At 34.4% G+C, this 14,168-nt stretch carries 14 protein-coding genes and 1 pseudogene; 10 read left to right on the forward strand and 5 right to left on the reverse strand.

Annotated elements, in window-relative coordinates:
• Positions 1 to 36: 36 nt before the first annotated feature.
• Positions 37 to 1,257, forward strand: a pseudogene (locus DKK70_RS07480) (DEAD/DEAH box helicase); the annotation flags it as partial.
• Between the two features lie 107 nt (positions 1,258 to 1,364).
• On the forward strand, positions 1,365 to 1,706 hold the full coding sequence (locus DKK70_RS07485) for a YggL family protein (protein ID WP_110433410.1): 342 nt from the start codon (positions 1,365 to 1,367) through the stop codon (positions 1,704 to 1,706).
• A 63-nt stretch (positions 1,707 to 1,769) separates the two neighbouring features.
• Here DKK70_RS07485 and DKK70_RS07490 read toward each other — a convergent pair whose 3' ends face one another.
• Positions 1,770 to 3,362 (reverse strand): ABC-F family ATPase, encoded by a 1,593-nt coding sequence (locus DKK70_RS07490; RefSeq protein ID WP_110433411.1) that lies wholly within the window; start codon positions 3,360 to 3,362, stop codon positions 1,770 to 1,772.
• A gap of 253 nt (positions 3,363 to 3,615) precedes the next feature.
• On the opposite strand from DKK70_RS07490, the gene DKK70_RS07495 reads away from it, so the two are divergent.
• Positions 3,616 to 4,302 carry a hypothetical protein gene (locus tag DKK70_RS07495; protein ID WP_110433412.1) on the forward strand — a complete coding sequence of 229 codons (687 nt, stop codon included), beginning with the start codon at positions 3,616 to 3,618 and terminating at the stop codon, positions 4,300 to 4,302.
• 121 nt (positions 4,303 to 4,423) lie between these two features.
• Entirely contained in the window at positions 4,424 to 5,275 is an 852-nt protein-coding gene (locus DKK70_RS07500; protein WP_110433554.1) for a carboxylate/amino acid/amine transporter, read from the forward strand.
• Positions 5,276 to 5,281: 6 nt separating this feature from the next.
• On the opposite strand, the gene DKK70_RS07505 is transcribed toward DKK70_RS07500, so the two are convergent.
• Positions 5,282 to 6,241, reverse strand: coding sequence for an AEC family transporter (locus DKK70_RS07505; RefSeq protein ID WP_034882209.1), 960 nt, complete (start codon positions 6,239 to 6,241; stop codon positions 5,282 to 5,284).
• A 7-nt stretch (positions 6,242 to 6,248) separates the two neighbouring features.
• Positions 6,249 to 7,022 (reverse strand): peroxide stress protein YaaA, encoded by a 774-nt coding sequence (yaaA, locus tag DKK70_RS07510; RefSeq protein ID WP_110433413.1) that lies wholly within the window; start codon positions 7,020 to 7,022, stop codon positions 6,249 to 6,251.
• A gap of 76 nt (positions 7,023 to 7,098) precedes the next feature.
• Here yaaA and DKK70_RS07515 point away from each other — a divergent pair, with 76 nt between their 5' ends.
• The 3 genes from DKK70_RS07515 to rnz all read left to right on the forward strand — a co-directional run bounded on the left by DKK70_RS07515 (position 7,099) and on the right by rnz (position 8,945).
• Complete coding sequence (locus DKK70_RS07515; RefSeq protein WP_110433414.1) at positions 7,099 to 7,326, forward strand: YccJ family protein; 228 nt, start codon at positions 7,099 to 7,101, stop codon at positions 7,324 to 7,326.
• A 79-nt stretch (positions 7,327 to 7,405) separates the two neighbouring features.
• Positions 7,406 to 7,828 (forward strand): lysozyme inhibitor LprI family protein, encoded by a 423-nt coding sequence (locus DKK70_RS07520; protein WP_181415944.1) that lies wholly within the window; start codon positions 7,406 to 7,408, stop codon positions 7,826 to 7,828.
• Positions 7,829 to 8,027: 199 nt separating this feature from the next.
• Entirely contained in the window at positions 8,028 to 8,945 is a 918-nt protein-coding gene (gene rnz, locus DKK70_RS07525; RefSeq protein ID WP_110433416.1) for a ribonuclease Z, read from the forward strand.
• A gap of 233 nt (positions 8,946 to 9,178) precedes the next feature.
• Here the strand turns inward: rnz and DKK70_RS07530 are convergent, their stop codons facing one another.
• On the reverse strand, positions 9,179 to 9,739 hold the full coding sequence (locus DKK70_RS07530) for an NAD(P)H-dependent oxidoreductase (protein ID WP_110433417.1): 561 nt from the start codon (positions 9,737 to 9,739) through the stop codon (positions 9,179 to 9,181).
• Between the two features lie 113 nt (positions 9,740 to 9,852).
• Here DKK70_RS07530 and DKK70_RS07535 point away from each other — a divergent pair, with 113 nt between their 5' ends.
• The gene (locus tag DKK70_RS07535) at positions 9,853 to 10,200 is read left to right on the forward strand and encodes a winged helix-turn-helix transcriptional regulator (protein WP_110433418.1); all 348 of its coding nucleotides are present in this window, start codon (positions 9,853 to 9,855) and stop codon (positions 10,198 to 10,200) included.
• Between the two features lie 558 nt (positions 10,201 to 10,758).
• Here the strand turns inward: DKK70_RS07535 and argE are convergent.
• Positions 10,759 to 11,916, reverse strand: coding sequence for an acetylornithine deacetylase (argE, locus tag DKK70_RS07540; RefSeq protein WP_110433419.1), 1,158 nt, complete (start codon positions 11,914 to 11,916; stop codon positions 10,759 to 10,761).
• A 185-nt stretch (positions 11,917 to 12,101) separates the two neighbouring features.
• Between argE and DKK70_RS07545 the strand changes: the two genes are divergently transcribed.
• Both DKK70_RS07545 and DKK70_RS07550 read left to right on the forward strand, forming a co-directional pair.
• Positions 12,102 to 12,725 carry a hypothetical protein gene (locus DKK70_RS07545; protein WP_110433420.1) on the forward strand — a complete coding sequence of 208 codons (624 nt, stop codon included), beginning with the start codon at positions 12,102 to 12,104 and terminating at the stop codon, positions 12,723 to 12,725.
• 364 nt (positions 12,726 to 13,089) lie between these two features.
• Positions 13,090 to 14,163 carry an HlyD family secretion protein gene (locus tag DKK70_RS07550; RefSeq protein WP_110433421.1) on the forward strand — a complete coding sequence of 358 codons (1,074 nt, stop codon included), beginning with the start codon at positions 13,090 to 13,092 and terminating at the stop codon, positions 14,161 to 14,163.
• The last annotated feature ends 5 nt before the right edge of the window (positions 14,164 to 14,168 follow it).

The following is a 14,168-nucleotide window of genomic DNA, read 5'->3' on the forward strand; positions in this document are numbered from 1 at the left end:
GATTATTCACTTTTTCGATTATTTAGGAATCATTGCATGTCATTTGACTCTCTTGGTTTAGATACCAAGATTTTACAAGCCATCCACGAGCAAAACTACACTGAACCCACTCCCATTCAACAACAAGCTATCCCCGTTATTTTATCAGGCAAAGATTTAATGGCCAGTGCACAAACAGGTACAGGGAAGACGGCCGGATTTGGTTTGCCTATTTTACAGAAATTGCATGAAATGCAACTCAAAACAGCCGTTAAAGCAGAGCCGAGAAAAGGTAAACGTCGCTTATATGCATTAATTTTAGCTCCTACTCGCGAATTAGCAGCACAAATTGGTGAAAATATTCGCGATTATAGCCGTTATTTAGCCATTCGTTCCCTAGTGGTATTTGGTGGTGTCAGTATCAATCCGCAAATGATGAAACTTCGTGGTGGAGTGGATATTTTAATCGCTACACCAGGACGATTATTGGATCTAGTACATCAAAATGCGGTGGATCTCTCTTCGGTAAAAGTGTTAGTACTGGATGAAGCCGATCGCATGTTAGATATGGGATTTATTCATGATATTCGGCGTGTGATAGCCAAATTACCTAAAAAACGACAGAATTTAATGTTTTCGGCGACTTTTTCAGATGATATAAAAGCATTAGCGCAAACCATTTTAAAATCACCTGAGTCTGTTGCTGTGGCTAAAGACAATAGCGTATCTGAGCAAATTACCCAGTATGTACATCGGGTAGATAAGCGTCGTAAACGTGAATTGCTCTCTTATTTGATTGGTAAAAATCAATGGCAGCAGGTATTAATTTTTACCAGAACCAAATATGGAGCCAACCATTTGGCTGAACAGCTAACCAAAGATGGTATTAAAGCTTCGGCGATTCATGGTAATAAAAGTCAAGGGGCAAGAACAAAAGCTTTAGCTGACTTCAAGTCGGGACAAATACGAGCGCTTGTCGCTACCGATATCGCGGCCAGAGGTTTAGATATTGAGTTATTACCTCATGTTGTCAATTATGAACTACCACAAGTGGCAGAAGATTATGTGCATCGTATTGGTAGAACAGGGCGAGCTCAAAATCAAGGGCAGGCGATATCATTAGTTTGTATTGATGAGCTTTCTCAATTAAAATCAATTGAAAAATTGCTCAAAACATCGATCCCAGAAATTTTTACCCAAGGATTCGAAGTTGATCCTCGAATTAAAGCGGAGCCGGTAAAGAAAGCAACAAAGCGTGCTCCAGCAAAAAGAAGAGGTGTTGATAAAACATCAACTTCTAAAAAAAACCAGAATAGTATGAAGCAATCTAGCCATCATACAGATTCTAAAACTAACTAAATTATCTACAGTAGAAGGATATTATTATGGCAAAGGTTAATCGTAGTCGTCGTTTAAGAAAAAAATTACATATCGAAGAGTTTAAAGAGTTAGGATTCACCGTAAGTTGGTCATTTGACGAAGGTACCAGTGAAGAAACCATTGATAATGTTGTCGATCAATTTATCATAGAAGTGATTCAAGCAAATGGTTTGGCCTATGAAGGAAGTGGTTATTTAAGTTGGAAAGGGATCGTCTGTACGCAAAAATTGGGTAATTGTACCGAAGAAAACCGTGACGTTGTCACTAAATGGCTTGAAAGCCATGGCTTAAAAAATGTCAAAACAAGCGAATTAATTGACATTTGGTGGGATGAATTAGATTTCTAATTTCCAAACGTTAAATTAAAAATAGCCACAAATGTGGCTATTTATATAGAAAGATATCTTGTTTTACTCAATTCCTTGACTACGCAAGTAATCCTCGTAATTACCCGTATAATCAATTACTTTCTCTGGGGTGATTTCGACAATTCGGCTAGCAAGTGAGCTAACAAATTCCCGGTCATGGGAAACAAAAAATAGCGTTCCTTGATAAAGCTCTAATGCCATATTCAGTGATTCAATTGACTCCATATCTAAATGGTTAGTCGGTTCATCCATCACGATGATATTAGGGCGTTGCATCATCAATTTACCAAATAGCATACGGCCTTTTTCACCACCTGATAGGACTTTAACTTGTTTTTTGATGTCATCTTGTGAAAATAATAAGCGACCTAAAATACTGCGTACGGCTTGCTCATCATCGGTTGGTTGTTTCCATTGACTCATCCAATCAAACACAGTTAGATCTTCTTCAAATTCATATTCATGATCCTGCGCATAATAACCAATATTGGCATTTTCAGACCATTTTATATCACCTTGCTCTGGCGTTAGCTCGCCCATTAAGGTTTTTAGTAACGTGGTTTTACCGATACCATTCGTCCCTAAAATAGCCACTTTTTCGCCGACTTCGACCATTAAGTTTAGATTTTTAAATAGTGGTCCATTATCAAATCCTTTAGTTAGATTTTCGACAACTAAAGCATTACGGAATAATTTTTTGTCTTGCTCAAAACGAATAAATGGATTTTGTCGGCTTGATGCTTTAACTTCTTCAAGTTTAATTTTTTCAATTTGCCTTGCCCGAGAGGTCGCCTGTTTTGATTTTGATGCATTCGCACTAAAACGACTGACAAAAGATTGCAGTTCACTAATTTGCGCTTTCTTTTTCGCATTATCGGCTAATAGTCGCTCTCTAGCTTGTGTGGAGGCAGTCATATAATCATCATAATTACCTGGATAGATTCGAAGCTCGCCATAATCCATATCCGCCATATGAGTACAGACCATATTTAAAAAGTGTCTGTCATGCGAAATGATGATCATGGTACTTTCGCGTTCATTTAAGGTATCTTCCAACCAACGAATGGTATCGATATCCAAGTTATTGGTCGGTTCATCTAATAATAAAATATCCGGATTTGAAAATAGGGCTTGGGCTAAAAGTACTCGCAATTTCCAACCGGGTGCGATTTCACTCATTAAACCATAATGTTGTTCAATAGGAATACCAACCCCCAACAATAATTCACCCGCACGAGCTTCGGCACTGTAACCATCCATTTCGGCGTACTGGGTTTCTAAATCGGCGACTTTAAAACCATCTTCCTCGCTCATTTCAGCTAATGCGTAAATGCGATCACGCTCTTGTTTGATTTGCCATAGCTCGGTGTGCCCCATAATTACGGTATCAAGTACGCTATAGTCTTCAAAAGCAAATTGATCTTGGCGTAATTTACCTAATCTCTCATGAGGATCTAATGCAACATTTCCTGATGTTGGTACTAAATCACCGCCAAGAATCTTCATAAAAGTGGACTTGCCACTACCATTGGCACCAATTAATCCATAACGATTACCATTACCAAATTTGACGGAAATATTTTCAAATAGTGGCTTACTGCCGAATTGCATTGTGATGTTATTTGTACTTAACACTAAGCTTTTCTCTCGTTTTTAATACGTTTTGCCTTGAAGATATCGATCATTTTAAGCAAAACCGTTGAAATGTGAATTGGCATACATTATGCCATAAAATGACTTTTTTGAGGATCTTTGATTTGTTAAACTATATCAGTAATCAGTTAGTCGCTAAGTCTTAAGATAGGATTTATTTATATTACGATTTATTAATTTAGCTAGCTAATTAAATTTGTTAAAGATCACTCTCAAAATTAGATAAGGATATGGCATGAAATCTTATTTCTTCGCTATCATGTTTTTTATGATTGGTAATATTGGTTTATGTGAAGCCACAAATTATAAGAATTTAACATCTTGGCAATATTATAATCATGAAATTCCCCTCAAAGAAATTAGTGGTGACTCTTGGACATTTGATGATAATCAAATTAGTTGCGATTGGCTCCCAGATAAAGAGGAATATAATTGTCATGTAATTTTTTTAAAGTCAAAGAAAAACTTTGATTTTTCAATAGCAATTCCTGATTTCCTAGACAGTACTTCATTCAATGCATATCTATACAAAAGTTCTGCAAATAATTTATTTAACGTGTTTCTTATTGAGGGGGAGTCTGAACGTGGTACAGTAGGTTATTATGTTTTAATCTTGGATAAAACTAAGTTGGTTAATCATTTCTACCTTGATTATGGAAGAGCTGGTATCTATTCGTTTGACGAAGCTAAAAAATTATTACAGGATTCTAACGTTACAGATAATGAACAGTTATCAATATTGAATAACTATAGTGCTGAAAATTTTGATGAAATTTATATTAATCCAAAATATTTTATTTCAATTTACAACAAAGATAATAAGTTTTTGTTTAAAATTGTTAGAAAATATATGTGGAATGCTGACGATATTCCTATAACGGATGAAAATAAATTTATCTACATTGAAAAGACAATCAATTAATAATTCGATATAGAAATTAATTAGTATAAGTATTGTAATCAATTTATATTTCAAAAGGTTTACAACTGCGATATGAATTGCTAGGATGCGTGCCTGTTTATCATTATTCAATTATCCTATTATGTATTACCTTATTTTTGTCACTATTGTTTGGTCGTTTTCATTTAGTTTTATTGCGGTTTATTTAAGTGGCCAAGTGGATACTTGGTTTGCGGTAGTCATGCGCGTTTTGCTGGCTTTTATTACCTTTATTCCTTTTTTACGTTTCAAAAATGTCTCTATTAAGCAGATGCTGCTATTGATGGGGGTAGGTGCGTGCCAATTAGGAATTATGTACTTCTTTTATTACAACTCTTTCCAATATATTTCGGTGCCAGAGGTTTTATTATTTACCATTTCCACGCCAATTTATGTCACCATTATCTATGATTTACTGCAGGGACATCGACTAAGACTTAATTATCTATTAACGGCGATTATAGCGGTCATTGGTGCGGCAATTATCCGTTATGATCACATTAGTCGAGATTTCATCATCGGCTTTTTACTCATTCAGGGCGCCAATATTGTCTTTGCTTTAGGACAAGTCGGTTATAAACGTATTATGGAACTCTATCCATTACCGCAACATCAAGCTTTTGCTTGGGTCTATTTTGGGGCGATTGTTGTAGCCACTATTGGTTGGTTATTATTTGGTAATGCTGACAAACTTCCTACCACGCAATTACAGTGGGGGATTATTATTTGGTTAGGTGTTGTGGCTTCGGGATTATGTTATTTCTTGTGGAATTTAGGTGCGACTAAAGTCGATTCTGGTACACTGGCGATTATGAATAATTTGGTTATTCCAACCGGAATTTTAGTCAACGTCATTATATGGCACCAATCGATTGATTGGGGCCGGTTTTCTGTAGGTAGTGCAGTTATTGTTTTTGCCTTGATTCTTCATCATAAATTCAAAGGATCGAAATAATCTTGTCTAAGCAAAAGGTAACTGTAACATTATTGATAGAATTAACGGCGTTGTCACAGATGATAATGCCGTCGATATCAATAAACTCGAAGCAATAGGCCCTTGCAATACTGCAAACTGTCTTGCCATCATATAACAATTTATCGCAATTGATACTGAACTTAATAATACGATAACCTGCAGTTCTAATAGCGGCAATCCCACCAGTATTGCTAGGATATAGGTAACAATAGGTAAGATAAACAGTTTTAAAATACAGATTGTTATGGTGATCGGTAAGTCATCGCGGATCTTATATTCAGCAAGTCCCATTCCTAATACAATTAATGAGAGTGGCGCGGTCATATCGCTTACCATCTTTGTCGCTTGATTGATAAAGAATGGTAGTGGAATTCGCACATAATTGACGACAATTCCAGCAAAGATACCAATAATAATTGGATTTTTTGATACATTTTTAAACGCTTTTATAAAGCCTTTAGCTGATAGTTTGCCCATCTGTACAAATTCAATCGATACGGTTGCTAATGTCCATAAAATGAGAGCATTAAAGATTACAATAATGGCCACAATTGGAATGGCTTTTTCACCTAATAACATTTTGATAATTGGAATACCGACAAACACCGTATTAGTATAAATTCCCCCCATCGCAAACATGGTACTTTGTGAGCCATTTAGTTTGAAAAATTTAACGGCGATAAAGCAACCTAAGGCAAACACCATAAATGAGCCACCAAAAAAGACCAATAAAAGATTGGCGTCAATTTCAGAATGTTCGGAAAAGTGGCTCATAATTTGAAATAACATAATCGGAAAGGCAATATAGAAGGTAAATTTGGTAACACTATCTGTTACCGTTTTTTGCCAACGACCTGCTTTTACCGCTATATAACCTAATAAAATCAAAACGAACAGAGGCAAAGTTGTTAAAAACTGTTGCCATAATGTGATTAGAAATTCCATGACTCTTTTATGCGTGATTTCTGGTAAAGTACCATTCTAATTCAGTTGAGCGTTGTGAATCAAATTGGTAACCTGCCAAATTAAAACTTTTAATATCGTCACTATTATTAATGCTATTTTTTATAATGAATCGACTCATCAAGCCACGTGCTTTTTTGGCGTAAAAACTAATCACTTTATAATCCTCTTTACTTTTATCTAAAAAGATAGGTTGGATAATTTTGGCTTTTAGCTGTTTGGGTTTGATTGCTTTGAAATATTCGTTAGAAGCTAAATTAATTAATGTTGGCTGCGATGATTTGGCTAATTCATCATTGAGTTTATCGGTTAATTTATCTCCCCAAAATTGATATAGATTAGTATAGTTACCATTTTTAAGACGGATCCCCATCTCTAAACGATAGGGCTGAATTAAATCAAGTGGTCGTAATAAACCATATAATCCTGATAAAATGCGTAAATGGGATTGGGCAAATTTTAGATCACCATCATTAAAATCTTCAACATGCAACCCCTCATAGACATCACCTTTAAAAGCCAAAATAGCTTGTCTTGCATTATCAAAATTAAAATCAGCCTGCCAGTTTTGAAAACGTTCATAATTGGCGGTAGCAAGTTTTGGGCTGATTGACATTAATTTAGTTAAGTCATCACTGCTAAGTTTTTGGCAAACCGCCACAAGTTGTTTTGTCGATTGCAAAAATTCGGGTAAGCTATGGGTTTGGGTAGTGAGGGGACTTTGATAATCAAGCGTTTTGGATGGAGAGATAATTGTCAGCATAAAGAATACCGCCTATTGTGTTTTGTTTCAATTGGGTTTATTTTACCTGTAATCTTAGCAAATAAGGAGAATAAAAATGAATAGTACCAAAAAAGAAATACATGATATTCGTTCTTGGGCAAACATTCGTGAAACTTCTATCGAAATTGCCGAGGCTATTTTTGAATTAGCTAATAATGATGAAAAATTAGCAGAACAAATTTGGGAAGAAGGCAGCGATGAAGTATTACAACGCGCTTTCGCTAAAACTAAAGCTGATAAGCTCTTCTGGGGCGAACAGACCATTGAACGTAAAAACGTCTAATCTATACTAAAAATCACGAATTTAACTAAATTCTGCACTATAAATTGAGTTTCAATGTGTTATGAAATTAATAAAATTAATGACTATATTTATTATTTCTATGCCACTACAAATTTATGCTAATTCGAAGTTAGCTGATTTAAATCAGCTTGAATTACGCAGTTACTGTAGTGGGTCTACTTCTTCAGAAGCAGAATTGACTAAATGTTTAGAAAAAATTTTTTATACCAGTCAAGCTGAATTAGATAAATCGCAGCAGAAATTTTTCGATGCACTTACCAATTGGTATGAAGACAAACAGTACATCATAATTGCTAAAACCAAACTGAAAAGAACTAACCAAGAATTTATTAAATATCGTGATTTGCAGTGTGACTTTGCGTATTCGTTAGGTGGTGGGGCAATTGAAAATGCGCTTAATATGTTTAAATTCTCTTGCCTTGCCGAACTAAATTTTCAACGAACAAAACAACTTGATCTTTATCGGTCTAATTTTAATTAAACCGCGTAGAAGATAAAATCATTATTTAAATTATTCTACTAATTTTAGCAATATCAACATTTGGGCTTTATCGTACAGTTATAAATGAATTAATGAACAAAGCTACTATAAAAATTTTTCTGTTCTTTATAACAAAATAAAATTATCAATAGTTATTCTCAGTATATAATAAGATTTTCAATCACAATTTGATTTTGGTATGAATTTAACTTTTTTAGGAACAAGTGCCGGTTCTCCAACCGCTGAACGTAATGTAAGTAGTATTATGCTTGATCTTCGACAAGAACGAGGGAGATTATGGCTGTTTGATAGTGGTGAAGCAACGCAGTTGCAAATGCAAAAGGCTAAGTTTAGTTTATCTAAATTGGAAATGATTTTTTTGACGCATTTGCATGGTGATCATCTATTTGGTCTACCTGGTGTGTTGACCTCTCGTTCATTAATGCAAAAGCAATCGGCATTAACGTTAGTTGGACCTAAAGGTATTAAGCAATTTATTCAAACAGTGATTGAAATTAGTTCTTCATGGCTTACTTACCCTTTAAATATTATTGAACTTGAACAAGATAGCTTAGTGTTTGAAGATAGTAAATTTCGCGTCGAAGCCAAATTATTACAACATCGAGTGCCTAGTTTTGGTTATCGTATTGTTGAAAAGGATCTTCCAGCAAAACTGAATATTGATAAATTAAAAAAAGATAACATCCAAATAGATTCACATTACACTTATTTAAAAGAAGGTTTAACCGTTACTTTAGAAGATGGTAGAACAATTAATGGTAAGGATTATCAAGGTGCTATTAAACAAGGCAAAAAATTAGCTATTTTGGGTGATACCATTCCTTGTCAGGCGTCCATTGATTTAGCTGAAAACGTCGATTTGTTAGTGCATGAGGCCACTCAAGAGCAAGCTCTTGAGGCAAAAGCTATTGAGCGAGGACATTCAACGACAGTGCACGCCGCTAGCATAGCTAAACAAGCTAATGCTAAACGGTTAATCATAACGCATATTAGCCCTAGGTATAGTTTACAAGATAATCAAAAACTGGTTACTGAAGCTAGGAGCATCTTTGCTAATACTGAAATTGCCACTGATTTTGCCAATTTTCAAATTTAATCAATAACGCCGACATCGTCGGCCATTGCTGATTAAACTTATCAAAGTTGAAGCTAAAGTATGACTTTTCTCGTGTATTTTTACCAGTCTAAGATGATTGTTAGGTAAAAAATATTGAGTAGTTTATACCATTTTATTTTTAGTTATCTGAACGTAATCCATTAGGACTAATTTGTTATTCAACGGTCTTAATAAAACCATTTTAATTAAGCCATTGGTAATCGTTATGCCTTTTAGATTAACATTCCTAATCTCTTCATCCAATTAATATAATCATCCGCGCTTTTATTTATCTCATTCAAGGTAATTTTATCTGGATAGTCAGGCTCATTGTTAGCGCCATAAATTGCAAATATCGGTTGATAATCGGCACGAACGTAATTCATTATTAATTCGAAAGGTTTTAGTATTTCTTCAAGCGTAGATTGATATTTTCCTGTTTGGCAATAGTCAGCTTTCTTTATACCGGCAGAAACCGCTAAAGTGACTTTTTTATTTTTCAATTTATCGCCTAGGGCACCGAAAGCCCATCCATATGTAAAAACATCATCAAACCATTGTTTTAACAATGGCGGACAATTAAACCAATATATTGGGAACTGAATCACTAAATTTTGATGATTTTCAACTAGCTTTTGTTCGAACTTAGTGTCTATTTGGTAGGATGGATAACATGAATAGAGATCATGTATGGTTATTTGTTCTTTGTATTGTTTTAATCTATCAAGCCAGCAGCGATTAACGCTTGATGATGATAAATCAGGGTGAGCAACAATCACTAAAGTATGTTTCATTTTTAACTATTCCTATTTATTGTGATAAATATTGTATTCATAGTAGTATTGATACAACTATTTTTAAAGTACGGTAATTATCGTTATGTACTATCTTTAGGGAGAGCGTAAATATGGAAAATCATCATTGTGCAGAAGGCAATTTCGAGAATAGCGGATTTAATTACACGCTCTCGATGATCCGAGGAAAATACAAGATCGTTATTCTTTATTGGTTAAATGAAAATCAACCATCTATGCGTTTTAATGAACTAAAACGAAGCATAAAGGAAATCTCATTTAAAACATTGAGTAATACTCTAAAAGAGATGGAGAGAGATAAATTAATTTTTAGAAAAGAATATCCTCAAATTCCGCCTAAAGTTGAATATGGATTGTTAGAACGAGGCAAAACATTGGTACCTATTTTAGATATGCTTTGCCAATGGGGAAATATACATAAAGATGATGAGTTAGATTAATTAAACAATAGGTCTGAAAAAAATATTACCAAGTCAATATCGTCTAAATCTCGAGATATTTAATTATTACCTATACTGCGATAAGCTTTTTCGTCGACTGTGTCGACGAATGTATCTATTTATAAGCAAAAATCTTTAATCAAATTTTCAATGGTTAACTTAGTTGGTTTTGAAAAATCGATTGAGATAAATTGCTCATTTAACGCTATAGGTAAGAAGAAAAAGAGGGTTTTTGTAAAAAATATTGCCAATATCTATATTATTTAAATATCAAGATATTTAATTATTCTCTTTAACTGGGTTAAGCTTTTTCGTTGACTGTATCGCGAATGTATCTATTTATAAGCAAAAATCTTTAATCAAATTTTCAATGGTTAACTTAGTTGATTTTGAAAAATCGATTGAGATAAATTGCTCATTTAACGCTATAGGTAAGAAGAAAAAGAGGGTTTTTGTAAAAAATATTACCAAGTCAATATCGTCTAAATCTCGAGATATTTAATTATTACCTATACTGCGATAAGCTTTTTCGTCGACTGTGTCGACGAATGTATCTATTTATAAGCAAAAATCTTTAATCAAATTTTCAATGGTTAACTTAGTTGGTTTTAAAAAATCCATTGAGATAAATTCATCCGGTTGGTGGGCTTGTTCTATTGAACCAGGACCTAAAACAATGGTCGGGGCAATTTGATTGAGATACGGTGCTTCGGTACTATAGTTAACGGTTTGCGCGCTGTGGCCAACCAGTTTTTCGATATGCGTTAAAGCGGGATGATCTTTTTTACATTCATAACCAGGAATCGGCGCGACCTCATATTCGATGGAAACTCGATTTGGGTACTGATCCATAACAGGTTGTAATGCTTGACAAAGTGCATTGTAGATTGCGTCAACATCATTATCAGGTAATACCCGAATATCGATAATCAGTTCACAACAACCACAAATACGATTGGCGGCATCACCACCATGAATAACACCTAGATTCATCGTTGGGTAGGGGACACTAAAGCCATCATTATGATATTGCTCTTTGAATTTCTGCTTTAAAAGAAGTAATTGTTCAATCACCAAATGCATGATTTCGATGGCATTAATGCCTCTGTCCGGATCACTTGAATGGCCAGACTTACCAATGACTCTAATTGCATTAGATATAAATCCTTTGTGGGCACGTATCGGAATTAATGAGGTAGGTTCACCAATAATAGTACAGTCAGGCTTTAATTTTGTTTGCTCAGCAAAAAATGAAGCGCCTGCCATGGACGTTTCTTCGTCAGCGGTGGCCAAGACATAAATTGGTTTAGTGAGTTTTTTTAGATCGATATCTCGTAAGGCATCTAATATAAAGGCAAAAAATCCTTTCATATCCGCCGTACCTAATCCATAAAGCTTATTGTTTTCTTCGGTTAATTTAAAGGGATCTTTGGTCCATTGTCCATCATCAAAAGGAACCGTGTCAGTATGACCACTTAGTAATAGGCCTCCTTGGCTTTGATTTTCACTGTTTGAATAGGTTGCCAACATATTGAATTTATCGCGGGTGTTAGGCACAGCTTGAAGTTCAACACTAAAGCCTAAATCGGTAAACCAAGTTGCTAGTTTGTCAATTAATGGCTTATTGCAGTAGTCTAATTTTTCGTTGGTTACATTACTAATTGTTGGGGTAGAGATCAATTCGTTATAGATGGTCAAAAAAGAGGGAAGTGCCATAAAATCACCTTTATTTAAGAAAAAACGTCTAGCTATATTACTAGTTGAAAGTTTTTAATGTTATAATTATGTTAATGCTTCATCAAGCTAACGAAAATATTGCTTGTAATTACTTATATAATATCTTATTTTACCTCGACATAAAGTAAAAAATTTTTCATTCATCGTTAACAAGGAAATGGGAAGTGAAAATTAAATCATTTTGTTTAATTGGATTATTTGCGCCTTTTTTGGTAAGCGCACAAAATTCATCATTTGATGATGACGTTACAGATTTATTAAAAAGTTTTACTCAATGTGATAGAACTTTTTTTTCTGATTTAAATAAAGAAAACTATCACCAATATTTTCCGATTGAAGCCTTACCTACTGGTTATAGTAAATTTGCCGTTAAACCAGAAGGGAAGTCAGGAAAAAAGAGCATAAAATTTGATCCACCGATCATTTTTAATGGTGTTAAATTAGAAAGCTATGAAGAAAATAGTGATTTTACTAATGATGAAGAACAGTTCCATTATTGGGGTTTTACTACCGATGCATCATTAGAAGAGATTAAAAAAGCATTTTCTTGGATTGAATGGGAAAAACCTAAAAATACTGATATCAATATTGCCAATGCGTTTTTTTATAAAAATGGCTATTGGTCTCAAAATCGCTATGTTATAACCCACACCAAGCCAGCAAAAGGTACAGCTGAAAGTTTATTCTTTATTGGGGTGGATAAAGATAGTTATGAAATGACGATTAAATGTACTATTCAGGGCGATATTCCAATAAAAGAATTAAGACGTTTTAGACCTGATTTATAATTTTTTTCAACATTAATCATCAAACTCCAAATAAAGCTTACTGTTATTTGGAGTTTTGCATGAATAACTCTCGTTTGCTACTTTTCTACCTTTAACTAATAACTTTCCTCTATTAATCTACAATGTACATCGTCAGTGGTTATATTAATATTCATTTCTAAATAACTAAGAATTTACAATAGTTTCAATTACGCTCAAAATTATAAATTGTTTTTTTTAGCATTTACTGCGCTTGCTTTCAGAGTCGATTTTATTTGTAAAAAACATCTGTTATTATGAATTAATTGAAAATAAATAGCTTATAACAGTTAAATTTTTTGTTAATGGTTATGATAAATTGGGCACTTTAGAATAGGAATTATTCATGAAACAAATAAACAAAAAATGGATTATTATTGTCGTTGCGGTTTTTGCTCTCGGTTTTATCTTGTGGCAGCAATTTAAACCTGATGGTTATGGTTCCGATTTTACTAGTGGTAACGGGCGCATCGAAGCGACTGAAATCAATATCTCGACAAAATTAGCCGGTAGAATTGAAAAAATTAATGTTGATGAAGGTGATTTTGTTACTGCAGGTCAGCCTTTAGTCATTATGCAAACGGATACTTTGCAAGCTCAGCTAAATGAAGCTCAAGCACAATATCGACAAGCAATGAGTAATGAAGCTACCTCAAAAGCCCAAGTTGCTTTAAAGATGAGTGATAAGGTTGCGGCATTAGCTGGCGTCACTCAAAAAGAGAGTGATTTAGATATCGCCCAAAAACATTTACAACGTACGGCAACTCTTTATCAAAAAGGGGCGATTTCTGTGCAACAATTTGATGATGATACCGCTAAAGTAAATAGTGCCAAAGCTGCACTAGATTCGGCTAAATCACAAGTGACTGCGGCAGATGCGGCTATTGAAGCCGCCCAAGCTGGGGTAGAAAGTGCTAAATCAGCAATCAATGTTGCCCAAGCCAATATCAATCAAATTCAAGCTGATATTAATGACAGTACTTTAACTGCGCCAGTTGATGGTCGGATTCAATATCGTATTGCGCAACTCGGTGAGGTTTTACCATCAGGCGGTAAGGTACTAAATCTAGTTAATCTTTCTGATGTTTATTTGACTTTCTTTTTACCAGAAACCATTGCCGGTAAAGTAGGTATTGGCGACGAAGTAAGATTAGTACTTGATGCGCTTCCGAATAAAGCGATTTCAGCAAAAATTTCATTTGTTTCAAGTGTTGCGCAATTTACACCTAAAACTGTTGAAACCAAAGATGAGCGTCAAAAATTGATGTTTAGAGTTAAAGCTCAATTAAGCCCAGAATTGTTAAGATGTTATATTACTCACGTTAAAACAGGTCTTCCTGGTGTGGCTTGGGTAAGACTTGATCCTAATACGGAGTGGCCTTCAGGTTTATCTGATGTTGCAAAATGCCAAACAAAATAATTGGA

Source organism: Gilliamella apicola (genome assembly GCF_003202655.1).
Classification (GTDB): domain Bacteria; phylum Pseudomonadota; class Gammaproteobacteria; order Enterobacterales; family Orbaceae; genus Gilliamella; species Gilliamella apicola_R.